Origin of the sequence: Intrasporangium sp. (assembly GCF_040414665.1) — a bacterium.
Lineage (GTDB): Bacteria > Actinomycetota > Actinomycetes > Actinomycetales > Dermatophilaceae > Intrasporangium.
Map to the genome: position 1 here is coordinate 24,134 of NZ_JBEDUL010000151.1, position 22,114 is coordinate 46,247.

Here is a 22,114-nt window from a genome sequence, read left to right on the forward strand (position 1 = left end):
CTGCTCCTCCATCTAAGCACGCTGGCTGCAGTGTCAGACAGGGGCATTGCGAGGAGTTCCATCCTCTGTGCGCCACCCGGCTCCTCCGGCGGATTCCCCTGCGGTGTGAGGCAGATCCCGTCAGCCCAACTTGCATGGACGGCAATCTACTACGTAACGTAGTTGACCGTCGACCCGGGGTGGCAGAATGATTTCTGCGGGTATTCAACGGGTCGAGGCACCCTCTCGGGCAGCCCCCTTTAAACGGATTCATTCCTCCAAATAGACGGAGACGAAATGGACGGCACAACAGCCGCGTCGTCGGGTCGTACCCGGGTCCTCGTCATGTCGACGACGGCCTTCACCGTGATGTTCGCGGTGTGGATGATGTTCGGCATCCTCGGCATCCCCATCCAGAAGGAGCTCGGCCTCACTGACGTCGAGCTCTCCTGGATCTCGGCGGTCGCCATCCTCAACGGGTCGATGTGGCGCCTGCCGGCGGGCATGCTGACCGACCGGATCGGTGGCCGGCGGGTCACCATCTTCATGCTCCTCGCCACCGCGATCCCGGCGTACTTCGTCTCCCAGGCGACGAACTACCTGATGCTGCTCGTCCTGGCGTTCCTCGTCGGCTTCGCCGGCAACCTCTTCTCCGTCGGCATCGCGTGGAACGCCGCCTGGTACCCCCGTGACCGCCAGGGCTTCGCTCTCGGTGTCTTCGGCGCCGGCAACGTCGGTGCCTCCGTGACGAAGTTCATCGGACCGGCGCTCATCACGAGCACGGCCGGCGCCACCTACATCGCCGGCGTCCAGGGCGGCTGGCGGCTCGTCCCGGCCCTCTATGCCATCCTGCTCGTCGTCATCGCGGTGGCGACGTGGGTCATCACGCCGCGCCACGACAGGATGCCGGGCAAGAGCCAGTCCATGGCCACGATGCTCACGCCGCTGAAGGACATCCGCGTGTGGCGCTTCGGCCTCTACTACGTGGCGGTCTTCGGCGCCTACGTCGCGCTGTCGGTGTGGCTGCCCAAGTACTACGTCGACAACTTCGGCGTGGACCTCTGGACGGCTGCGCTCCTCACCGCGACCTTCATCTTCCCGGCCTCCCTGCTCCGGCCCCTGGGCGGCTGGTTCAGCGACACGTTCGGGGCCCGGCGCGGCATGTACTTCACCTTCACCGTGATGCTCGTGACGAGCGGACTGCTCATGATGCCCAACGGCCACCTCGTCGTCGTCCAGGCGGACGGCGCGCAGACCGAGCACTGGAACTACAGCATGGGCCTCGTGCCCTTCGTCATCCTCGTCTTCTTCCTCGGCTGTGCGATGGGCATCGGCAAGGCCGCGGTCTACAAGCACATCCCCGAGTACTTCCCGAGGGCGGTGGGCCCGGTCGGGGGCCTGGTCGGCATGCTCGGTGGCCTGGGCGGCTTCTTCCTGCCCCCGATGTTCGCCTACACGAAGGACTGGTTCGGCTTCCCGTCGAGCACCTTCTTCGTCATCTTCGTGCTCACCGCGGTGTGTGCCCTGTGGATGCACTGGACCGTCGTCCACATGCTGCACGAGGGCTCGCCCCAGCTCGCCGACTACTTCGAGCCGCCACCGGCCCACAACCCTGATCTACTGGATCAGGCTGCCGACGACCGCATCACCAGCAAGGAAACGACGGAGGCGCGCGCATGACCACCAAGACCGCACCCACGAGAGGGGAGTGGCTCGAGTCCTGGGATCCCGAGAACGAGGAGACGTGGGACAAGGCGCTCGCGTGGCGGACCCTCTGGATCACGACCTTCTGCCTCACCCTCGCGTTCATCGCCTGGTTCCTCCCGAGCGCGATCATCCCCAAGCTCAACCCGCTCGGCTACGAGTTCAGCAAGGGCCAGCTCTACTGGATGGCCGCCATGCCCGGGCTCGCGGCCGGCCTGATGCGCCTGATCTGGATGGTGCTGCCGCCGATCATGGGCACTCGCAAGATGGTGTCCCTGACGACCCTGCTGCTCATCGCCTCGACCCTCGGCTGGGGTGTCCGGGTGCAGAGCCCGACGGCTCCCTACTGGGAGCTCATGGTCCTGGCCTTCCTCGCCGGCATCGGCGGCGGCGCGTTCTCCGGCTTCATGCCGAGCACCTCGTACTTCTTCCCACGGCGCATGCAGGGCACCGCGCTCGGGCTCCAGGCCGGCATCGGCAACTTCGGCGTGTCCCTCGTCCAGCTCCTCACCCCGTACCTCATCGGGCTGAGCTTCCTGGCCATCATCGGCGGCAGCCAGCAGATGACGATGCCGGGCAAGCAGCCCGTCGAGGTGTGGTACCAGAACGCTGCCTTCGTCTGGATCCCGCTCATGATCATCGGCGCGATCCTCGCGTGGACGATGCTCAAGTCGGTCCCGATCAAGGCCAACATCCGGCAGCAGTTCGACATCTTCAACAACCAGGACACCTGGTGGATGACACTGCTCTACATCATGACCTTCGGCACGTTCTCCGGCCTGTCGGCCCAGTTCGGCCTGCTCATGGCCAACCTCTACGGGATCGGCAACACCGACATCGTCAAGGGCGCCGGTGCGTCCGCTCAGATGCTCGTCGAGGGCTATGCCGTGCCCGACGTGGCCAAGTACGTCTTCCTCGGCCCGCTCGTCGGCGCCGGCGCTCGCGTCCTCTTCTCGCCGCTGACCGACCGCATGGGTGGAGCGAGGTGGACGCTCGTGTCCGGGATCGGGCTGATCGCCTCGATCGCCTACACGATCCCGGCGCTCGTCCCCGACACCTCGTCGGCGGAGGCGCTGCAGGGCGGCTTCAACCGGTTCCTCTGGGGGATGCTCGCGATCTTCCTCTTCAGCGGCATCGGCAACGCCTCGACGTTCAAGCAGATGCCGATGATCTTCGAGCGCCGCCAGGCGGGCGGGGTCATCGGCTGGACGGCTGCGATCGCCGCCTTCGGTCCGTTCCTCTTCGGCGTGGGCCTGACGATCATGTCGCCGACGCTGTTCTACACCATCGGGATCGCCTGGGCGGTCATGTGCGTCGGCATCACGTGGATGCGTTACGCGCGTCCCAACGCTCCCAAGCCCGGCTGACAGGCCAAGAACGATGCCGTATGCCGCTGGGCTCGCTCCCGAGCGGGCCCAGCGGTTCCGCTCCTACCGCAGTCGCGGCGACTCGCGACTCCCGTCACCGGCGCTGGCGCGGTGCGAACTCGGGTGTCTCCCTCGCGAACGCAGCCTGCCGTGCCCGACGGGTGTTCGGCGTTCGCAGGAGCAGCCGCAGCTGCTCGGCGCGTTCCTTGGCGAAGGTCCGCCGCGGCCCGACCGACGAGGTCTTCTCGAAGAGGCGCTTCGCGGCGGCGACGGCGTCGGGAGACCGCGTCATGATCTCGGCGACGAGCTCCTCGGCGGCCGCCTGCGGGTCCTCGGCAACGGCGGTGGCCAGCCCCAGCACGGCTGCCTCCTCGCCGCTGACGACCGCCCCGGTCATGGTGAGCCGTTTGGCGACGTCGAGGTGGACGACTTCGGTGAGGCTCTGGATCCCGGACATGTCGGGGATGAGTCCCCATTTCGACTCGAGGACGGACCACGTGGCGTCGGGAGTCGTGACCCGGAAATCCGCCCCGAGGGCGATCTGCACCCCACCGCCGAAGCAGTGGCCGTGGACCGCCGCGACGACGGGCACCGGCAGCCGGCGCCAGGCCCAGCACGCTTCCTGGAAGGTGTTGGTGCCGAGCCATGGCCGCGGAACGAAGGCCGCCGCAACGGCCCGCGGGTTCTTCAGCACCGTGGCGAAGTCGAGCCCCGCGCAGAACGAGTCACCAGCGCCCGACAGGATGACGGCCCGCAGCGAACGGTCCCCGCGGAGTCGTCGAGCCGTGGCGACGAGGTCGTCGAGCATGTCCAGGGTGAGGGCGTTGAGCTTCTCGGGCCGGTCGAGCTGGACCCGGGCGATCCCGTCGGCGGTCCTGCAGGTGATGTGACTGCGCATGAGGCCGAGCCTAGGAGCCCCACCGGGCGTCCGAGCCGCTTGAGCGCAGAGATGTGATTTGGGCGGCACCGCCCGTGATCCCCGAGTGACGGTGCCATAGGTTTCGGGGTGCAGCGCAGAGACGAAGGAGAGACCTGTGCAGATCGGTGTTCCACGCGAGACACGCGTCCGGGAGACGCGCGTCGCCGCTACACCCAAGACGGTCGGGCAGCTCATCGCCCTCGGCTACGACGTCGTCGTCGAGCGCGGCGCCGGCGAGGCGTCGAGCTTCTCGGACGAGGCCTATGCGGTGGCTGGCGCCCGCATCGTGACGTCGCTGGAGGTCTGGTCCTCGGACATTGTGCACAAGGTGAACGCACCGTCGGACGTCGAGGTCGCCCTGATGCGGCCCGGCGCCGTGCTCGTCAGCCTTCTCGCACCGGCACTGAGCCCCGACCTCGTCGAGAAGCTGCGCGACGCCGGCGTCACGGCGATGGCGATGGACGCCGTTCCGCGCATCAGCCGGGCCCAGTCCCTCGACGTCCTCTCCTCGATGGCGAACATCGCCGGCTACCGCGCGGTCGTCGAGGCGGCCAACGTGTTCGGCTCCTTCTTCACCGGTCAGGTCACGGCCGCCGGCAAGATCCCACCGGCCAAGGTCCTCGTGGCCGGCGCCGGTGTTGCGGGTCTCGCAGCGATCGGGGCCGCAGGCAGCCTCGGAGCCATCGTCCGGGCCACCGACCCGCGGCCCGAGGTGGCCGACCAGGTCAAGTCCCTCGGTGGCGAGTACCTCGCCATCGAGTCGGCGGAGGCGGAGGTCAGCGCCACGGGTTACGCCAAGGAGATGGGCGAGGACTACCAGGCGCGCGAGGCGCAGCTCTACGCCGACCAGGCCAAGGACGCCGACATCATCGTCACGACCGCGCTCATCCCGGGCCGGCCGGCCCCGCGGCTCATCACCTCCGACATGATCGCGACGATGCGGCCGGGCTCCGTCATCGTCGACATGGCCGCGTCCAACGGCGGCAACGTCGAGGGCTCGGTGCCCGACGAGCTGGTCGTCACGGACAACGGGGTGAAGATCCTCGGCTACACGGACCTCGCCAGTCGGCTCCCGACGCAGGCCAGCCAGCTCTACGGCACGAACCTCGTCAACCTGATGAAGCTGCTCACGCCTGGCAAGGACGGCCAGCTCGTCCTCGACTTCGACGACGTCGTGCAGCGGGGCATGACGGTGACCCGCGACCGAGAGCTCCTCTGGCCGCCGCCTGCCATCCAGGTGTCCGCAGCTCCCGTGGCCAAGCCCGCCGCCGAGGTGGTCAAGGCGCCCGAGAAGGTCAAGGACCCGCGTCGCAAGTACGTCTACATGGCCATCGCGGCCGTGGCCTTCGCGCTCATCGCCGCGGTCTCGCCCGCGAGCTTCCTCGGCCACTTCACGGTGTTCGCCCTGGCCGTGGTCGTCGGTTACTACGTGATCGGGAACGTCCACCACGCGCTCCACACGCCGCTCATGTCGGTGACGAACGCGATCAGCGGAATCATCATCGTCGGTGCCCTCATCCAGCTGGGCCAGTGGTCTGAGGAGCTGGGGCTGGCCATCTTCGTGCTCGCCTTCCTCGCGACGCTGATCGCCAGCATCAACATCTTCGGTGGCTTCCTCGTCACCCGCCGCATGCTCACGATGTTCCGGAAGGGCTGAGCGCACACATGGACCTCGCACTGATCCAGGCCGCCTACATCATCGCCGGGCTGCTCTTCATCCTGTCGCTCGCCGGCCTCTCGAAGCACGAGACCGCGAAGGACGGCAACGTCCTCGGGATGGTCGGCATGCTCCTTGCCCTCGTGGCGACGCTGTGGCTGGCCCTGCGCGGTTCCGATCCGCTGAACTGGCTGTCCATCGCCGCCGCCATGGCGATCGGCGCCGTCATCGGCATCTGGAAGGCCCGTCGCGTCGAGATGACCGAGATGCCGGAGCTCATCGCGATGCTGCACAGCTTCGTCGGCGCGGCCGCGGTGCTCGTCGGTTTCAACACCTTCCTCGCGTCAGACGCGGGGACGAGCGACGGTGTCCACCTGGTCGAGATCTTCCTCGGCGTCTTCATCGGCGCGGTGACCTTCACCGGTTCGGTCGTCGCCTACCTCAAGCTGGCGGCCCGGATCTCCGGCCGGCCCCTCATGCTGCCGGCGCGGCACTGGCTCAACCTCTTCGCCGGGATCCTCTCGTTCGGCCTGATGATCTGGTTCGTCGCGTCCCACTCGATCGTGCCGCTCGCCATGATGACGGCCATCGCCCTTGCCTTCGGCTGGCACCTCGTCGCCTCGATCGGCGGCGGCGACATGCCGGTCGTCGTGTCGATGCTCAACTCCTACTCCGGATGGGCCGCGGCGGCCGCGGGCTTCATGCTCGGCAACGACCTGCTCATCATCACCGGCGCGCTCGTCGGCTCGTCCGGTGCGTACCTGTCGTACATCATGAGCAAGGCGATGAACCGGTCGTTCATCTCCGTCATCGCCGGCGGGTTCGGACAGGACGGCGGTGCGCCGACGGGGGACGTCGACTACGGCGAGCACCGGGAGACCAACCCCGACGAGGTGGCCGATCTTCTGCTCCACGCCAAGTCGGTCGTCATCACGCCGGGCTATGGCATGGCGGTCGCCCAGGCGCAGTATCCCGTGGCGGACCTCACCGCCAAGCTCCGGGAGAAGGGCGTCGACGTCCGCTTCGGCATCCACCCGGTCGCCGGTCGGCTCCCGGGGCACATGAACGTGCTCCTCGCCGAGGCGAAGGTTCCCTACGACATCGTCCTCGAGATGGACGAGATCAACGACGACCTCCCGGAGACCGACGTCGTCCTCGTCATCGGCGCCAATGACACGGTGAACCCGGCCGCAGAGGAGGACCCGAACAGCCCCATCGCCGGCATGCCCGTGCTCGAGGTCTGGAACGCCAAGGACGTCATCGTCTTCAAGCGATCGATGGCCGCCGGCTATGCCGGAGTGCAGAACCCGCTCTTCTTCCGGGACAACAGCGCCATGCTGTTCGGCGACGCGAAGGACCGGGTCGAGGACATCATCAAGTCCCTCTGACCAGCCCTCCGGTCAGCCCTCAGTCCACGTCGAGGACCCGGGGCACGTCCGCGAACCCAGCCTCACGCTCCCCGGTGGCCAGCCGGCTGTGGCTCCGGGAGTAGGCGAAGTAGATGATCACCCCGACTGCCATCCACACCACGAACCGGATCCAGGTCTCGATCGAGAGGTTGAGGATGAGGTAGGTGCAGAGCGCGGCCGACAGCCACGGAATCACCGGACTCCCCGGCACGACGAAGCCGCGCTTCAGGTCGGGACGTCGTTTGCGCAGGATCGGCACCGCCAGGGAGACGAGCACGAAGGCCGTGAGCGTGCCGATGTTGACCATCTCCTCGAGCCGGCCGACGGGAGTCAGCGATGCGACCAGGGCGATGACGCCACCGGCGAGGAAGGTGAGTCGCACGGGTGTCCCCGTCCGGGGGCTCGTCACACCCAGCCCGGCGGGGAGGAGCCGGTCCCGGCTCATCGCGAAGACGACGCGAGTGGTCCCGATGAGGAGGGTCATGACGACCGTCGTGAGGCCGGCGACGGCCCCTGCCGCGATGAGCGTGGCATAGCCGCCCTGGCCCACCTGCTCGAACGCGGCTGCCAGAGCGCCCTGCGGATGGATCTGGTCGAAGGGCACCATTCCGGTGATCACGAGGGCGACGGCGACGTAGAGGACGGTGCAGATCGCGAGCGATCCGAGAATGCCGATGGGCAGGGCGCGCTGGGGGTTCTTGGCCTCCTCCGCTGTCGTGGCCACGACGTCGAAGCCGATGTAGGCGAAGAAGACGAGGGCCGCAGCCGACATGATGCCCATGACGCCGTAGGTGGCCGGCGTCATGCCGGTGATGACCTGCAGGACCGGGGCGTGGACTCCTTCCGCGGCGGGGGCACCGGCCGCGCTCGGCGGGATGAAGGGGCTCCAGTTCTCAGAGTTGACGAAGCCGATGCCGGCAACGATGACGAACAGCACGATGAACACCTTGATCGACACGAGCACGAGGTTGACCCGAAGGGACTCCTTGATGCCCTTGGCGACGAGCAGGGCGAGCACCGCCACGAGCAGGAACGCCCCGAGGTCGAAGTGGGAACCGGGAGCCACGGCAGCGGGGACGTCGATCCCGAACCGGCCCAGCAGGATCTCGACGTAGGCGGACCACCCCTGGGCGACGACGCTCGCGCCGAGCATCAGCTCGAGGACCAGGTCCCACCCGATGACCCAGGCGATGAACTCACCGAGTGTGGCGTAGGAGAACGTGTAGGCGGACCCGGACACCGGGACGGTCGAGGCGAACTCCGCGTAGCACATCGCGGCGAAGGCGCACACGACGGCCGCGAGGATGAAGGACAGGATGACGGCGGGCCCGGCATACTGCTGGGCGGCCCGGCCGGTGACGGTGAAGATGCCGGCGCCGATCACGACGCCGACCCCGAAGACGACGAGGTCGAGGGCGGTCAGCCGGCGTTTGAGGTGATGGTCCGGCTCATCGGCCGCGGCCATGGACGCCTCGATCGTCTTGGTGCGCAACAGGCTCATGATGACCTCCGAACACAGTTGGGTCGGGACGGTCACTTCAAACTAGCCCGCAGGGGCGCCCGGCGCGATGCCTGAGTTGCCTGAGATGTGGTCAGTCGTCGCCGGGGTCGTGCTGGCGGTTGGTGACACGGTCCGAGGGCCAGATCGGAACGGGCCCGGTGTCCGCCGCGCGGCGGCGTCGTCGGATGTCGTCGCTCTCGTAGAGCGTCTCGCCGTCGCGCTTCCGCCGGATCGGGATGGCGCGCGAATGCTGGTCAAGTCGATCCTGGATGGGGCTGTGGATCGGCGCCACGTCAGGGTAGGACGGCGTGCCGTATTTGGGGGCGGCGGAGCCGCTCTCACCATTTGGCCCGCCGGAGCCACCCGAGTCGCCAGGGCCACCCGAACCATTGTCCGGGCCGTTCCCACCCTCGACCGGAGGCCCTGAGTCCGTGCCGTCGTCCTCGATCTCTCGCACCGTGGTCGTGCCGGGCGGTGGCCCGACATCGAAGATGACCGCGCAGATGGCGCGGTAGGTCTCGTCCGGACGCCGGATCAGGTCCACGGTACGCAGGGCCTGGTCCTGACCGGCACTCTCCAGGACGAACCGTCCGTATCCGAGCAGTTTGCCGGTGACGGTCCGCTCGTAGCTCATGTCGGTCACCTTGATGAGCGGCATCATCGCGACCTTGTGCGTGATGAGCCCATAGCGCAGGATCAGCCGCTTGTTGGTGGCGGCGAACCAGTCATGGCGCCACTCGAGGATCTCCCAGCCGAGATACAGCAGGGTGGCGAAGAAGACGAACCAGAGGAAGTTGCCGATGGGTTGGCTGTCGTGTGTGAGGTTGGCGTCGAAGAACAGGGCGATGCTGAAGGCCACGACGCTGATCGCGATGGGTCTCAGGAGCCGGGCCCAGTGGGCATGGACCGCCGTGACGAGCTGCTCACCCGGCAGCAGGATGGGCGAGAGTCCCGATGGGATCTCGTCGGTGCTCCGGAGGAAGGACATGTCGCCCGCCGACCCTCCTCAGCCGCCCAACAAGCTGTCGAAGAACTCCAACAGGGCGTAGAAGCCCTGCACGAGGATGTTCCAGATGCTCGTGATGATGCCGGCCGCCTGGTCCGGCGACGTGAAGATCGCGTAGACGAAGAACGCCAGCACGAGGAAGAGGATGACCTTCTTGGTCTTCGAACCCATGGTGTTCGCTCCTCAGCATGACGGACGGCCGCGTCGTCGCACGGCACGGATATGGGACCAGTGTGCCGCAAGTGACCGATGGGGACGGGGAAGGCATCGGGGTGTGTCTGGGCTTCGTGGAGACCCACACTAGTCTCCTTGCCCGAATCGGTCTTGTCGGGCCGGTCCCGCACGGGAGGCAGGCTCGGGAAGCGAGCCCAGCGGCATACGGGCTAGTCGACGACCCCGTAGAGGCGGTCACCTGCGTCGCCCAAGCCGGGCACGATGTATCCCTTGTCGTTGAGCCGCTCGTCGACGGCGCCGGTGACCACCTTGACGCGCGCGCTCGTCGCGGCCAGCGACTCCTCGAGATGCGCGATGCCCTCGGGGGCGGCGAGGAGGCACACGGCGGTGACGTCGTCGGCGCCACGGTCGAGCAGGAAGTGGATCGCGTCAGCCATCGAGCCACCCGTCGCCAGCATCGGGTCGAGCACGAAGACCTGCCGCCCGGTGAGGTCCTCGGGGAGGCGGTTGGCGTACGTGACCGCTTCCAGGGTCTCCTCGTTGCGTTGCATGCCGAGGAAGCCCACCTCGGCGCTCGGCAGGAGCCGGACCATGCCCTCGAGCATGCCGAGCCCCGCGCGCAGGATCGGCACGATGAGCGGCTTGGGCTTCGAGAGCTTGATCCCCGTCGTCGGCGATACGGGGGTGTCGATCTCGAACGGCTCGACCCGGACCTCTCGGGTCGCCTCGTAGGCCAGGAGTGTCATCAGCTCCTCCGCGAGGCGCCGGAACGTCGGGCTGTCCGTCCGCCTGTCGCGCAGGTAGGTCAGCTTGTGGGCGATGAGGGGGTGGTCGGCGACGTGGACGTGCATGGGTGGAAACTTAGCGCGTGGCCAGGGATTCCGAGACTCAGGTGACGGACGGCGCCGACGTGGCGGAGCGGTATGCCGCCTGGGTCGGGGAGGCGCTCGAGCTTGCTGCCCGCGCGAGTGGCTCGGACGACGTACCCGTGGGTGCCCTCGTCATCGGTGCCGACGACGTGGTCATCGGCCGGGGACGGAACGTGCGGGAGCAGCTCGGCGACCCGACCGGCCACGCCGAGATCATGGCGCTGCGTGAGGCGGCTGCCGCCGTCGGCTCGTGGCGCCTCGACGGGGCAACCCTGGTGGCGACGTTGGAGCCCTGCGTCATGTGCGCCGGAGCCGCCGTCGCAGCCCGGATCGAGCGGATCGTCTTCGGTGCCTGGGACCACAAGGCCGGGGCGTGTGGTTCGGTCTGGGACCTGGTGCGGGATCCGTTGGCGCTGCATCGGATCGAGGTGGTCGGTGGCGTGCGGGCAGCGGAGTCGGCCCGGCTGCTCATGGACTTCTTCGAGCGCAGACGGGACGCTGCGCCGGACGGGCAGGAATCGAGCTGGAGAGAGGGTCGATGACGAGGATCGCAGTTCTGGGGCCCGGCGGCGTCGGGGGAGTCATGGCCGCGCGGCTGCAGCGCGCGGGTCACGAGGTCACCGTCATCGCGTCGGAGCGCACGGCCGCCGTCATCGCGTCGGGCGGCCTGCACTACACCTTGCCCGAGGGATCCGGCGAGGCCTCGGTCGAGGCACGGAGCCTGCTTGCGGAGCCCGTCGACGTCCTCGTCGTGGCAACCAAGGCGATGGACCTGCTGTCCGCCCTGCACCGGGTGCCCGCCGGGCTGCTCGGCGGGACCGCGGTCGTGCCGCTGCTCAACGGCATCGACCACGTGGCCTTCCTCCGAGCCCAGCTTCCCGGTGCCGACGTCGTGGCCTCCACCATCTCCGTCGAGGCGACCCGGCATCGCCCGGGAGTCGTCGAGCAGGTGAGCGGCTTCGCCGACGTGGGCGTCTCGCTCGCGAGCGATGGAGGGCGGCGGTGGGCCGAGCTGGCCGAGGGCGCCGGATGCTCGGTGACCACGGTGCCCGACGACGCGACGGTGCTCTGGCGCAAGCTGTCCTTCCTCGGTCCGCTGGCCCTGCTGACGACCTCTGCGATGGTGCCGGTCGGCGAGGCGCTTTCCTCGCACCCCGATCTGCTGCGGCCCCTGGTGGAGGAGGCTGCTGCGGCGGCCGGGACTGCCGGTGTGGCCGTCGACGCCGAGGCGAACGAGGCGCGGCTGCGATCGCTTCCCGCCGGCATGCAGTCGTCGATGCTCAAGGATGCGCTGGCCGGCAGGGCGGTCGAGCTGGACGCCATCGCCGGACCCATCATCGGTGCGCTCGGCAGGGATGGCGCTCGGGCCACGGTTGAGGCGGTGTCGAGCATTCTGGCGGCCACCGCCTGAGGTGGTCGTAGCGATTTCATCGCCGCCGGGACGCTCCGGTATGGTTCTCGGCGGTGGCGTGTCCGAGCGGCCTAAGGAGCACGCCTCGAAAGCGTGTGAGGGGGCAACTCCTCCGTGGGTTCAAATCCCACCGCCACCGCCATCCACCTGCGGAAACGTCGGTTGGCTCCCTCCCGGAGCTGACCGGCGTTTCCCAGGCCTAGTCTCATTTGGGGTCTCATTTGGGCTGCCATGGGTCGCCGATCGGCCGTTCGCGCGCCTTCACCGACGTTCGCCCGCGTCCGTTTCGTGCGTAAGTTCCTGAGGTGCACGCTCCCGAAGCATGTGTGATCGCGTCCGCCGCGGTCCGCGTAGATCAGCCAAACGTCGACTCGATGAAGGCTCTCCCCAGACTGATCGAAAGGACAGTCGCGGTTCCACGGCGTCGGGGACTCTGGCCGGACCGGACAGTTGGGCCCAGAAGTGGGGATGGTCGTCAAGCCCGCTCACCTCATACAGGAACGGATCCACGCCTGCCTGGGGTCTGAGTCGGCCAAATCCGGGCCGCAAGACTGCGTGTCTATGAGCGGAGCCCTACGCTCGGGGCGCGTGACGATACGACTCAACGACGCGCAGAGGACCATGCTCACCTGGCTGGCCGCAGGACCAGCAGATGGCCAGGCGACGAACTCCCAGCGGGTGACTGCACGAGCGCTCGCGACGCGAAGGCTCGTCAAGATCAAGGGACGCGGCTCGACGTGGCGTGCCGAGCTCACCGCGGCGGGGCGTCACTACCTGGAAAACGGCGACTATCCAGCGGGGCATCATCACGGCACGGAGCGCAAGCCTTCCCCTGACCTGGTACCGGCACCACCCAAGCGGCATTCGACCGTCGATAAGCGGGCGGCCAAGGCGAAGTCCGAGCCCGCCCTCAGCGTCGACTCGCCGGCCGGGAGGCGGCGCAGGAGGGGCCGGCCGGCCGGGGACGGGCTGTTCGTCGAGGGCAAGAGGGACCCGTACGACGAGAAGATCCTCATCACGGTGAAGGAAGCCGCGTGGATGCTCAGCTTGCCCGAGCACGCCATCCGTCAGGCCGTGTCCTTCGGCGACCTTGACCGGGTCTTCATCGGTGAGGGTGGCAAGAACTACCGAATCGTGTACGGATCACTACTCGCATGGGTCAACTCCATGCCACGGGAATCCGCCAAGGTGTGGTGGTGATGGCTCAGGCCAAGCACTGGGAGCCGCCCGACCCCCCGAAGCTGCTCGTGTCGGCCCGGAGAGTCGCCCAGGAGTTGGATGTACCGCTCTGGAAAGCCAACGAGATCTGCTGGTGTCTGGATCGTCGCTTCTACGCGCCGGGTCAGGTGCACTATCGGGTCACCCGCGCCTCGCTGGACGCATTCAAGGGGCTCGTTGCCGACGGCATGACGCTCCAAGCTGCTCGGGCCGTGATGTGGCGCTTCAAGGAACGAGGATCGTTTCCTCCGACAGATCTAGGAAAGGAGGAGCGGGACTGGATCTACTGGCAATCGAGGCGGCGACGACGTCACCAGTGGTGAATGGCGCCGTGTCAACGGCCCGATCAGACAGGTGACGGGAACGCCCCGTCCGCGGCCTGCGCGAGGGCACGGCAGAAGCGCGCGTTGACTGGGTCGCCGACATCGAACCATGTCAACCGGTGAAGGGCGCGCAGGTCTTCGACGAAGTACTTCGTCCAAGAGGGGCCGATGTCCTCGGCGTCTACGGGGTTCGCGCCCTTCAGGTCGCATCCGGCGACCGGGACGGGTTGGCTCATGAAGGGCATCGTTGACCACAGGCGGTGCCGACCGTTGGCTATGTAGAGCCACGGGTCCGCGCGCACGGCCTCCGCGTGGTTGAACCAGGACCGCACGATCTTGAGTTCGGTGTCGGTCAGGTCATTCTCGGGGATCTCGACGACCACGTGCCGGCTGTTGGGCTCCGGCTGCCTCCAACTGCCCGCGGCGAGAGCCGCAGAGACTGCTGAGATGGCCTGGGCGACAAGTGGCCAGCGCTGCTGGTCACGGTCCGGCCAGCGCCTCCGACCGTCCTGCAGGTCCGGATCGGTCAGTTCCAAGACATCCCGCAGGCGCTGCGCCGGCGCGCGCCACCAGAAGTTCGGTTGAGCCACATGAATGGTCGTCGTCATTGCTTCCCCTGACATCGCGTCTGGCCTCGGTCTGACCACCTGGGACATCTTCACATCCATCTCGAGCAACCTGCGCGGGAATGTCGGCCACACGTGTCAGCCTTGCGCCCGACGGCGGCGGCTCGCTCGTTGTCGAGGCGGGTCGAAGCACGGGTAGCGTGCGGCGATCCATTGCCCACCTCGCACCTGTGAACTACAGTTGACACATGGTCGAGGTCGTCAAGTCCGCGACGTTCGACCGATGGCAACGAAAACTCAAAGACCGCAAAGCAGCCGCGCGGGTCGCCATCCGCATCGACCGGCTCGCGATGGGAAACCCGGGCGACGTCAAACCCGTTGGTCACGGGATCTCCGAACTCCGCATCAACTACGGCCCTGGCTACCGGATCTACTGCCTACGTGAGGGCGACCGGGTCATTGTGCTGCTCTGCGGAGGAGACAAGAGCACCCAAGAGAGCGACATCAAGACCGCCCATCAGATCGCCGAGGAGTGGCGCACACAGCAAGGACACCGCGCATGAACCAGAGTCCCGAGACCTTCACGCCGTACGACTCCGCCGACTACCTGCGCGATGTCGACGACGTGGCCGCCTACCTGGAAGCCGCCATCGAGGAAGGCGGGGACGACCCCGCCGTGATCGCCCACGCGCTCGGCGTGATCGCTCGCTCTGGCAATGTCAGCGAACTTGCCCGCCGCGTCGGCATGAGCCGCGAAGGCCTGTACCGGGCTCTGTCAGCCGACGGCAACCCGAGCTTCGCAACCGTCATGAAAGTTTCGCGGGCACTCGGACTGCGGATCCACTTCGACAAGTCCGCCTGACACGCAGCAGCGGCCGTCTCATCTGTAGTCTCATTCGCCTCGCGCTCTGACCGTTCGCGAGAGGTCGCCGCGGCGCGTCCTGAGCCCGAACGGCCGCTCGCGACTGACTACGAACGTCGCATCCCAGACCTCGAAAGCGTGTGAGGGGGCAACTCCTCCGTGGGTTCAAATCCCACCGCCACCGCCATCCACCTGCGGAAACGCCGGTTCGAGCCACCGGGCTCGGGCCGGCGTTTCCCAGGCCTGGTCTCGGTTGCGGTCTCGTTCCGGGCCGAGCACGCTGGGAAGGTTCAGAGGACCGAGCTGCCGTACATCTCGCCGAGTGGGTCGCAGATCAGCTCGAGCCGGGCTCCGTTCGGGTCGCGGAAGTAGATCGACGTCCCGCTCTCCTCGAGGTACTCCACGCCCGCATCGGTGAGGCGACCCTTGAGCCGCTCCCACGTTGCTGGCTCGACCGAGATGGCGATGTGGTGCAGCCCGCCGAGCACCTCGGCATACGGCCCCACATCGAGCCCGGGGAAGTCGAAGAACGCCAGCAGGTTGCCGTTGCCGATGTCGAAGAAGAAGTGGTTCGAGCCCTTGTAGTCACGGTTCTCGAAGATCTCGGTCAGCGGGAACTCAAGGATCTCCTGGTAGAACCTGACGGTCTCCTCGACGTCGCGGGCGACGACCGCGAAGTGGTGGAGGCCACGGGCGCTCGACGCCGGGCGGCGCCCGTCGGGCTGGAGGTAGGTGTCACGGATACGGGTGCGCTCGGCGTCGATGGCAGCCAGGTCGATCTCGGTCACGGTTGCCTCAGATCCTGAAGAAGATGTTGAGGAAGCGGTCCGCCACGGCGCGGTCGCCCCGAATGGTCCCGGCATTGCTGCGGCCGAAGGCCGTGAGCACGAAGCTGCCGGGGTCGAACTCGAGCACGGTCAGTCCCTCCGGGTCACCCGGCGAGTACGAGAACCCTTCCTCGGTCAGCGAGACTCGCGTATCGCCGGCGTTGGGCCCGGAGGTGATCCGGATGCCGATGTCGCAGACGTCGTCGGGTGTGACCGGGTTCGTCGTGTACTGCCACAGCACGAACATGAACGGTGTGAGCAGGTCGGCCGCGTCCCCCGAGAGCCCGTGCGCCCGGCCGGTCCCCTGGCGCACGTCCCAGCTGTGCACGCCGTAGTCCATCAGCTGGAAGGCCGGGTAGAAGAACGACGGGAGCGGGCCCATGTAGAAGTGGGGGACCTGCAGGCCGGTCCAGTCCTCGTCGGTCAGCTCGTCGAAGGTCATCATCATCGTGTCGAAGTCGGTGCGGGCGCGCGCCACCAGTTCCTGACGCGGCACCGACCGGAGCGCCTGGGCCATCGTGTCGACGCGCTTCGCCATCCCGGGTAGACCGTATGCCGGCTCGACCGGCCGGCCGTTGCGGGCACCGTCGAACGCGACGAAGTACGACTCCGTCGTGTCCACGAGGTGCGCGACGATGTCGCGGACCTGCCAGTGACCGGCACCGGTCGGCGCCTGCCAGGCCTGCTCGTCGTCGACGAGGTCGAAGAACTGCTCTGCTTCCTGTCGCACGACCCGCAGGATCGTGCCCTTTCCTGCAGGGGTCATGGCGTTCCAGCTGTCCATGCCGCACCTCCCGTCGAAGTGGATGACTGTCGAAGTGGATGGCCGATGCCGACGTGCCCGGTGCAGCCCAACGGAGGGCATCGCGGAGGTCCGACAGCTGCTCCGCAAGTCGTCCGCAGGCGGACAGTTGCGCTTTCAACTCAGGCTAGCGCCGGAGGCGGGCGCCGCTCCAGTGGTCGAGACGGGTCAACTCGGACACGACGTGGCACGACCGCGCAGAGGGCGTGTGAGGGGGCATCTGACGCAGGACTGCGCCGCTCGCATCCGGAGGCCGCCTGTCGGCCCACGAGAAGGGTGCCGTATGCCGCTCAGCTCGCCCGGCGCGAACGGCACCTTGGGCGCGGGGCGCGCTCAGCGGCATACGTGCAGAAGGCTTTTCACTTCCCGACGAGGGAGGCCATCTTCCTGGCGATGAGGTCGGTCGCTCGCTGCGGCGCCAGTCGGCTCAGCCGGTCCATCATCCGCGCGTCCTTGCCGATGACGACGCGGTAGGAGCCTCGTTCGACGCCTGCCACGATCTGCTGCGCGGCATCCGTCGGGGTCGCGAGCTTCGCGGCTGCGGCGCTCGTGTCACCGCCGCCCCCCGGGGCTCGCACGCCGGAGTTGCCCGTGATGTCGGTGGCGACGCCTCCGGGAAAGACGACGGTCACGGACACTTGCGAGTCCTTCAGCTCGGAGTAGAGGCCCTCGGTGAGCAGCTTGACCGCGGCCTTGCTCGCCCCGTAGACGGTCTGGCCCGGCACGGGCAGGAAGCCGCCCATGCTCGAGACGTTGACCACGCACGCCTCGGGTCGGGTCAGCAGGTGCGGCAGGAACGCCTTGGTGGTGTGCACGACCCCCCAGAAGTTGACTGCGAGCACCCGCTCGATCTCGGGGTAGTCGAGCTCTGCGAACGGGACGAACTGCTGGATGATGCCGGCCACGTTGAGCAGCCCGTCGACCTGGCCGTGCGCCGCGATGACCGCCGTCGGCACCTGTTCGACCGCCGCGCGGTCGGTGATGTCGACCGCGTGGCTGGTGAGGCGCTTCGCGTTTGCTCCGGCGAGGCGCGCTGTCTCGGCGAGCGCCACGTCGCGGACGTCCATGGCTGCGACGCTGGCACCCCGCGCGAGCAGCGCGAGCACCACTTCCCGGCCGATCCCATTGCCGCCGCCGGTCACGGCGAACACCTTCGCTTCGAGCTGCATGGTCCTCATTCTCGCCGATCGCGAGGTCAGTCATGCGTCGTCACGCCGACCATCTGTTCCGCCAACAGCACGGCCACCTTCAGCTGCTCCCTGCCGGGTCGCACGAGGTGGGTCGATGCCGTCACTCGGAAGTACCCGGGAGGCCCAAAGGGATGGTGGAGCACGATCGCGGTGTACGACTCCGTGGGCAGGCCGACTCGGCTGACCGGCAGGATCGTGCTGCCGGCGTGCACATCGGCGTCCCGGTCGAGGATCGCATCGGTCGCCCCCGGCTCGCCGGTCACCCACTCGGTGCGGTCGGCGCCGAGGACATGTGTGATCGCGGCGGCGATCGCTCGTCCCCGCTCGTCCGTGGTCGTTTGGGACGGCAGTTCCAGCAGATGGACCAGGCCATCCAGGTATCCCTCCCGCCGGAGTGCGCTCGTTTGCTGGCGCCGACCCCAGAGCGCGATCTCCGTGACCGATAGTCCGACGAGCAGCAGGATGACGTTGAGGACCGCGTCGTCGCGGTTCTTGATCGCCAATGAGTGGTACGGCACGGTGAGGAAGAAGTCGAACGAGGCGGCCGCAGAGATCGCGGCAATGCCACCAGCCAGCCGGTCGCCCGTGGCAGCGGCAGCCACGACGGCGAGGACGAGGACAAGCGCTCCCGTGGCCGCACTGATGGTGTCGTGCGCCAGCGAGAGCCCAGCACCGAGCACCACGGGAAGGATCGCGGCGAACAGTCGCAGGGCGCCCGGGTGCTCGGCGGGCCACGTCCGCGTCATGCCTCAAGGATCACCACACTGCGGCCCGCGACAGACGACATCGTCGCGATCATGACGCAACCCTGACGCGACCCTGATGCGAGTGTGGCCAACCAGGACGGCCGTGGCTGCGTCAGCCGCTCGGAGCCGTTCAGGGATTGAAGCGGTAGCCGAGGCCTGGCTCGGTGATGATGTGGACGGGGCTGCTCGGGTCCGGCTCGAGCTTGCGGCGTAACTGGTTGGCGTAGACGCGCAGGTAGTTGGACTCCTTGCCGTACGCAGGGCCCCACACCGTATGGAGCAGCTCCTGCTGGGAGACGAGGTGGCCCGGGTCGCGGCACAGCTCCTCCAGGAGGCGCCACTCCGTGGGGGTCAGGCGGATCTCGGCGTCAGCGACGGTGGCGCGCCGCTCGGCGAAGTCGAGCATGAAGTCAGCGGTGGACAGGGTGCCCAGGCCCCGCGCGACGTCAACACCCCGGCGCGCAGCGGCCCGGACCCGAGCGAGCAGCTCCTCGACACCGAACGGCTTGGTCACGTAGTCGTCCGCGCCGAGGTCGAGCGCCTCGACCGTGTCGTCAGAGTCATGCCGCGCCGACAGCACGATGACGGGCACCCTGGAGGACAGCCGGAGGCGGCGAAGCACTTCGGTGCCGTCGATGTCAGGGAGGCCGAGGTCGAGGATGACCACGTCGGGCGCGTCGTCCTCGACCGCCTGGATCGCCGTGCGTCCGTCGTTCGCAGTGACGACGTCGTTGCCATGAGCACGCAGCGCAATGGTCAGGGTGCGCTGGAGCCTCGGATCGTCGTCGACGACGAGAACGCGGATCACGCGCCCTCCTCCACGGCCCCGTGCGTCACCGCTCCCGGTTCGGCGGTCTCGGCGCGCGGCAGCTCGGCGATCATCGTCAGGCCGCCGCCGGGCGTGTCCTCGGGCACGAGCGTGCCACCCATCACCGTCATCAGGCCGCGTGCCACGGCCAGTCCGAGGCCGAGGCCCTCGCCGCGTGGCGCGTCACCCACCCGCTGGAATGCGGCGAAGATCCGCTCCTTGTCGGCGTTGTCGACTCCCGGGCCGCGGTCGATGACCCGCAGCTGCACGACCTCGCCGACCACATCGCCCGTGATGCGCACGTCCCGGCCACCATGGCGCAGCGCGTTCTCGATGAGGTTGGCGAGGACCCGGTCCAGCAGTCCCGGGTCGGCTGTCACGCTGGGAATGTCCGGGCCGAGCTCGACCTCGACCCGGGCGGGGTCGCTGGTGGTGCGCACCGCGCCGACGACCGCGTCGAACGGGTCGACGAGGTGCGCGTGGGCCCGCACGGTGCCGGTCTCGATCCGGGACAGGTCGAGCAGGTTGCCGATGAGCGCGTCGAGCTGGTCGGCCGAACCCTCGACCGACTCGAGCAGTTCCGCCTCGTCGGCCGCGGACAAGGTGACGTCCCGCTGGCGCAGGGTGGAGACGCCCGCCTTGATGCTGGCGAGCGGCGTGCGCAGATCATGGGACACCGCGGCCAAGAGCGTGGTCCGGGCAGCGCTGTCACGGGCCAGGCCTGCCGCCTGCTGCGCCGTCCGGAGGAGCTGCTCGCGTCCGTGCAGGATCGCCGCATGCGCGGCGTACGCGTTGACGACGCGTTGGTCGCCGGCCGCGACGGGCGGGCCGTCGAACAGCAGGTGTACGCCGTCCTCGACGGGGACGTCGAGACTCCACGACTGGCCGGGGGGTAGGGGTGATCCGATGGCGACGGCCGGGTCGGTGGTGGCGACCACGACCCGCTGGCCGTCCTCGGCCGTCTCGGTGAGTACGGCGCGGCGCAGGCCAAGGGCGAGGCATGCCTTGTCGAGCAGCGCCGGGAGCGGCCGGGGCTCGGCGAGCAGGTCCCGGCTCAGGGCGGCGAGGGCCGCCGACTCGCGCTGAGCCGCGACGGCCTGCTCGGTGCGACGGGCTGCGACGTGGACGACCCACGACACCGCTGTGGCGACGAGGATGAACAGGACGAGGGCCACGGCGTTGGGAGGATCGCTGATCGTGAGCGTGCCTCGTGGTTCCGTGAAGAACCAGTTGACGACGAGCGACCCCGCCACGGCGCAGAAGAGCGCCGGCCAGATGCCGCCGACGAGGGCGCAGCCGACGGTGAGCGCCAGGTAGAGGAGGAGGTCGAACGAGAGGGCGTGCTTGTCCTGGGTCACGACCAGCCCGGCCGTCAGCGCGACGAGGGACACCATCGCGACGAGGAAGCCGCTGACCACCCGCCGGCGGGGCAGGCCACGACTGCGCCGGTCCCGGTGCCCAGTCCCCGACTGCTCGTGTGACACCAGGTGGACATCGATGTCTCGCGACCCGGCGGCAACGTCCGAGGCGATGCTGGGCCGCAGCAGCTGCTGCCAGCGGCTCCGACGGCTCACCCCGACGACGATCTGGGTCGCGTTGACGCCCCGGGCGTAGTCGAGGATCGCGGTGGCGACGTCGTTGCCGGACACCTCCTGGAACTCGGCGCCGACGTCGCGGGCGATGCGGCGGATCCCGGTCAGGGCCTCGGAGTCCACCCTGCCCCGACCTTCGGAGACACGCACGTGGCAGGCGAAGAGGTGGCCCCCTGCAGCTCGCGTCGTGATGCGGGCACCGCGCCGGAGCAGCGTCTCGCTCTCGGGTCCACCGGTGAGGGCGACGACCACCCGTTCGCGCGTGGGCCACTGATCGCGAATGCCCTCCTCGGCGCGGTACCGCTCAAGTGCCTCGTCGACCCGGTCGGCCAGCCAGAGCAGGGCGATCTCACGCAGCGCCGAGAGGTTGCCGAGGCGGAAGTAGCTGGTGACCGCGCCGTTGACCTTGTCGGCAGCGAAGACGTTGCCGTGGGCCAGCCGGCGCCGCAGTGCCTCCGGCGTCATGTCGACCAGCTCGACCTGCTCGGCGCGGCGCACCACCTCGTCCGGAACGGTCTCGTGCTGGCGGACGCCGGTGATCGACTCGACGACGTCGCCCAGCGACTCGAGGTGCTGGATGTTGACCGTCGTGAGCACGTCGATGCCGGCCTCGAGGATGTCCTCGACGTCCTGCCAGCGCTTCTCGTGCCTCGACCCCGGCAGGTTGGTGCGGGCCAGCTCGTCGACGAGCACGACCTGTGGCCGCCTGGCGATGACGGCCGCCGTGTCGAGCTCGGCCCGACGCGAGCCGCGGTGCTCGACGGTGAGCCGCGGGAGGACCTCGAGCCCGTCGAGCAGAGTTGTGGTCAGCGCACGGCCGTGCGTCTCGACGATGCCGACGACCACGTCGGTCCCGCGCGCGCGGCGTCGGCGCGCCTCATGGAGCATCGCGAAGGTCTTGCCGACGCCGGGCGCGGAGCCGAGGTAGATGCGTAAGGACCCACGACTCATGTATCGATCCTCGCTGGCCGACGCCCAGATGGCGACCTCCTCGGACGACGTTCTGGACGGCCAGGCCCACGGTCTGCAGGAAGAACGACGACCGAGCTCAGCGGCATACCACTGCCACAACTCGGCGGAGCGCGACGTTGCTGTCCATGACACGTTCCTACGACGGTGGCCACTCGGGCTGCGACCGCTTGACGAGCGGCTGACGCGCCTTGACACGATCTTGACGCCCATTT

The 22,114-nt window shown here is 68.3% G+C and carries 22 protein-coding genes and 1 tRNA gene; 11 read left to right on the top strand and 12 right to left on the bottom strand.

Annotated elements, in window-relative coordinates; genetic code table 11:
* The first annotated feature begins 276 nt into the window (after positions 1-276).
* Together ABF401_RS15980 and ABF401_RS15985 are read left to right on the top strand one after the other, a co-directional pair.
* Entirely contained in the window at positions 277-1,659 is a 1,383-nt protein-coding gene (locus ABF401_RS15980) for an MFS transporter (RefSeq protein WP_353510566.1), read from the top strand.
* On the top strand, positions 1,656-3,050 hold the full coding sequence (locus tag ABF401_RS15985; RefSeq protein ID WP_353510567.1) for an MFS transporter: 1,395 nt from the start codon (positions 1,656-1,658) through the stop codon (positions 3,048-3,050). Before ABF401_RS15980 ends, ABF401_RS15985 begins: the two co-directional genes overlap by 4 nt.
* A 94-nt stretch (positions 3,051-3,144) precedes the next feature.
* On the opposite strand, the gene ABF401_RS15990 is transcribed toward ABF401_RS15985, so the two are convergent.
* The gene (locus tag ABF401_RS15990; protein WP_353510568.1) at positions 3,145-3,948 is read right to left on the bottom strand and encodes a crotonase/enoyl-CoA hydratase family protein; all 804 of its coding nucleotides are present in this window, start codon (positions 3,946-3,948) and stop codon (positions 3,145-3,147) included.
* A 136-nt stretch (positions 3,949-4,084) separates the two neighbouring features.
* Between ABF401_RS15990 and ABF401_RS15995 the strand changes: the two genes are divergently transcribed.
* Together ABF401_RS15995 and pntB are read left to right on the top strand one after the other, a co-directional pair.
* Entirely contained in the window at positions 4,085-5,626 is a 1,542-nt protein-coding gene (locus tag ABF401_RS15995; RefSeq protein WP_353510569.1) for a Re/Si-specific NAD(P)(+) transhydrogenase subunit alpha, read from the top strand.
* 8 nt (positions 5,627-5,634) lie between these two features.
* A complete protein-coding gene (gene pntB / locus ABF401_RS16000) occupies positions 5,635-7,014 on the top strand; it encodes a Re/Si-specific NAD(P)(+) transhydrogenase subunit beta (RefSeq protein ID WP_353510570.1) in 1,380 nt (459 codons plus the stop codon).
* Positions 7,015-7,033: 19 nt separating this feature from the next.
* On the opposite strand, the gene ABF401_RS16005 is transcribed toward pntB, so the two are convergent.
* From ABF401_RS16005 to upp, 4 genes are all read right to left on the bottom strand, one after another.
* Entirely contained in the window at positions 7,034-8,536 is a 1,503-nt protein-coding gene (locus ABF401_RS16005; protein WP_353510571.1) for an amino acid permease, read from the bottom strand.
* Positions 8,537-8,627: 91 nt separating this feature from the next.
* Positions 8,628-9,524, bottom strand: coding sequence for a PH domain-containing protein (locus ABF401_RS16010; protein WP_353510572.1), 897 nt, complete (start codon positions 9,522-9,524; stop codon positions 8,628-8,630).
* A gap of 18 nt (positions 9,525-9,542) precedes the next feature.
* A complete protein-coding gene (locus tag ABF401_RS16015; protein WP_353510573.1) occupies positions 9,543-9,713 on the bottom strand; it encodes a hypothetical protein in 171 nt (56 codons plus the stop codon).
* A 212-nt stretch (positions 9,714-9,925) separates the two neighbouring features.
* Positions 9,926-10,567 carry a uracil phosphoribosyltransferase gene (gene upp / locus ABF401_RS16020; protein WP_353510574.1) on the bottom strand — a complete coding sequence of 214 codons (642 nt, stop codon included), beginning with the start codon at positions 10,565-10,567 and terminating at the stop codon, positions 9,926-9,928.
* Between the two features lie 17 nt (positions 10,568-10,584).
* Between upp and tadA the strand changes: the two genes are divergently transcribed.
* The 5 genes from tadA to ABF401_RS16045 all read left to right on the top strand — a co-directional run bounded on the left by tadA (position 10,585) and on the right by ABF401_RS16045 (position 13,537).
* A complete protein-coding gene (gene tadA / locus ABF401_RS16025; protein WP_353510575.1) occupies positions 10,585-11,127 on the top strand; it encodes a tRNA adenosine(34) deaminase TadA in 543 nt (180 codons plus the stop codon).
* Positions 11,124-11,996 carry a ketopantoate reductase family protein gene (locus ABF401_RS16030; RefSeq protein WP_353510576.1) on the top strand — a complete coding sequence of 291 codons (873 nt, stop codon included), beginning with the start codon at positions 11,124-11,126 and terminating at the stop codon, positions 11,994-11,996. Before tadA ends, ABF401_RS16030 begins: the two co-directional genes overlap by 4 nt.
* A 52-nt stretch (positions 11,997-12,048) precedes the next feature.
* Positions 12,049-12,138: transfer RNA gene (locus ABF401_RS16035), tRNA-Ser, on the top strand.
* A gap of 446 nt (positions 12,139-12,584) precedes the next feature.
* Positions 12,585-13,196 (top strand): excisionase, encoded by a 612-nt coding sequence (locus ABF401_RS16040; protein ID WP_353510577.1) that lies wholly within the window; start codon positions 12,585-12,587, stop codon positions 13,194-13,196.
* Entirely contained in the window at positions 13,196-13,537 is a 342-nt protein-coding gene (locus ABF401_RS16045; protein ID WP_353510578.1) for a hypothetical protein, read from the top strand. Before ABF401_RS16040 ends, ABF401_RS16045 begins: the two co-directional genes overlap by 1 nt.
* A 23-nt stretch (positions 13,538-13,560) precedes the next feature.
* Here ABF401_RS16045 and ABF401_RS16050 read toward each other — a convergent pair whose 3' ends face one another.
* Positions 13,561-13,920 (bottom strand): hypothetical protein, encoded by a 360-nt coding sequence (locus ABF401_RS16050; protein ID WP_353510579.1) that lies wholly within the window; start codon positions 13,918-13,920, stop codon positions 13,561-13,563.
* 431 nt (positions 13,921-14,351) lie between these two features.
* Here ABF401_RS16050 and ABF401_RS16055 point away from each other — a divergent pair, with 431 nt between their 5' ends.
* Positions 14,352-14,666 (top strand): type II toxin-antitoxin system RelE/ParE family toxin, encoded by a 315-nt coding sequence (locus ABF401_RS16055; RefSeq protein ID WP_353510580.1) that lies wholly within the window; start codon positions 14,352-14,354, stop codon positions 14,664-14,666.
* Positions 14,663-14,965 (top strand): addiction module antidote protein, encoded by a 303-nt coding sequence (locus tag ABF401_RS16060; RefSeq protein WP_353510581.1) that lies wholly within the window; start codon positions 14,663-14,665, stop codon positions 14,963-14,965. Before ABF401_RS16055 ends, ABF401_RS16060 begins: the two co-directional genes overlap by 4 nt.
* A gap of 290 nt (positions 14,966-15,255) precedes the next feature.
* On the opposite strand, the gene ABF401_RS16065 is transcribed toward ABF401_RS16060, so the two are convergent.
* The 6 genes from ABF401_RS16065 to ABF401_RS16090 form a co-directional block, all read right to left on the bottom strand.
* A complete protein-coding gene (locus tag ABF401_RS16065; RefSeq protein ID WP_353510582.1) occupies positions 15,256-15,753 on the bottom strand; it encodes a VOC family protein in 498 nt (165 codons plus the stop codon).
* 7 nt (positions 15,754-15,760) lie between these two features.
* Positions 15,761-16,576: a maleylpyruvate isomerase family mycothiol-dependent enzyme gene (locus ABF401_RS16070; protein WP_353510583.1), complete on the bottom strand. Its 816-nt coding sequence runs from the start codon at positions 16,574-16,576 to the stop codon at positions 15,761-15,763.
* A gap of 377 nt (positions 16,577-16,953) precedes the next feature.
* Entirely contained in the window at positions 16,954-17,763 is an 810-nt protein-coding gene (locus ABF401_RS16075; RefSeq protein ID WP_353510584.1) for an SDR family NAD(P)-dependent oxidoreductase, read from the bottom strand.
* Positions 17,764-17,789: 26 nt separating this feature from the next.
* The gene (locus ABF401_RS16080; RefSeq protein WP_353510585.1) at positions 17,790-18,530 is read right to left on the bottom strand and encodes a DUF4118 domain-containing protein; all 741 of its coding nucleotides are present in this window, start codon (positions 18,528-18,530) and stop codon (positions 17,790-17,792) included.
* Between the two features lie 130 nt (positions 18,531-18,660).
* Positions 18,661-19,338 (bottom strand): response regulator transcription factor, encoded by a 678-nt coding sequence (locus ABF401_RS16085; protein ID WP_353510586.1) that lies wholly within the window; start codon positions 19,336-19,338, stop codon positions 18,661-18,663.
* Positions 19,335-21,881 carry a DUF4118 domain-containing protein gene (locus ABF401_RS16090; RefSeq protein WP_353510587.1) on the bottom strand — a complete coding sequence of 849 codons (2,547 nt, stop codon included), beginning with the start codon at positions 21,879-21,881 and terminating at the stop codon, positions 19,335-19,337. The genes ABF401_RS16085 and ABF401_RS16090 overlap by 4 nt, the downstream gene beginning before the upstream one ends.
* Positions 21,882-22,114 lie beyond the last annotated feature (233 nt).

Bases quoted from the DNA above. Each gene is read 5' to 3' on its own strand.
- ABF401_RS16055 (WP_353510580.1), top strand. From the start codon at position 14,352: ATGGTCGAGGTCGTCAAGTCCGCGACGTTCGACCGATGGCAACGAAAA.
- ABF401_RS16060 (WP_353510581.1), top strand. From the start codon at position 14,663: ATGAACCAGAGTCCCGAGACCTTCACGCCGTACGACTCCGCCGACTAC.
- ABF401_RS16015 (WP_353510573.1), bottom strand. From the start codon at position 9,713: ATGGGTTCGAAGACCAAGAAGGTCATCCTCTTCCTCGTGCTGGCGTTC.
- ABF401_RS16045 (WP_353510578.1), top strand. From the start codon at position 13,196: ATGGCTCAGGCCAAGCACTGGGAGCCGCCCGACCCCCCGAAGCTGCTC.
- ABF401_RS15990 (WP_353510568.1), bottom strand. From the start codon at position 3,948: ATGCGCAGTCACATCACCTGCAGGACCGCCGACGGGATCGCCCGGGTC.
- ABF401_RS16090 (WP_353510587.1), bottom strand. From the start codon at position 21,881: ATGAGTCGTGGGTCCTTACGCATCTACCTCGGCTCCGCGCCCGGCGTC.
- ABF401_RS16005 (WP_353510571.1), bottom strand. From the start codon at position 8,536: ATGAGCCTGTTGCGCACCAAGACGATCGAGGCGTCCATGGCCGCGGCC.
- pntB (WP_353510570.1), top strand. From the start codon at position 5,635: ATGGACCTCGCACTGATCCAGGCCGCCTACATCATCGCCGGGCTGCTC.
- ABF401_RS15980 (WP_353510566.1), top strand. From the start codon at position 277: ATGGACGGCACAACAGCCGCGTCGTCGGGTCGTACCCGGGTCCTCGTC.
- ABF401_RS16070 (WP_353510583.1), bottom strand. From the start codon at position 16,576: ATGGACAGCTGGAACGCCATGACCCCTGCAGGAAAGGGCACGATCCTG.
- ABF401_RS16075 (WP_353510584.1), bottom strand. From the start codon at position 17,763: ATGCAGCTCGAAGCGAAGGTGTTCGCCGTGACCGGCGGCGGCAATGGG.
- ABF401_RS16080 (WP_353510585.1), bottom strand. From the start codon at position 18,530: ATGACGCGGACGTGGCCCGCCGAGCACCCGGGCGCCCTGCGACTGTTC.
- upp (WP_353510574.1), bottom strand. From the start codon at position 10,567: ATGCACGTCCACGTCGCCGACCACCCCCTCATCGCCCACAAGCTGACC.
- ABF401_RS16010 (WP_353510572.1), bottom strand. From the start codon at position 9,524: ATGTCCTTCCTCCGGAGCACCGACGAGATCCCATCGGGACTCTCGCCC.
- ABF401_RS15985 (WP_353510567.1), top strand. From the start codon at position 1,656: ATGACCACCAAGACCGCACCCACGAGAGGGGAGTGGCTCGAGTCCTGG.
- ABF401_RS16030 (WP_353510576.1), top strand. From the start codon at position 11,124: ATGACGAGGATCGCAGTTCTGGGGCCCGGCGGCGTCGGGGGAGTCATG.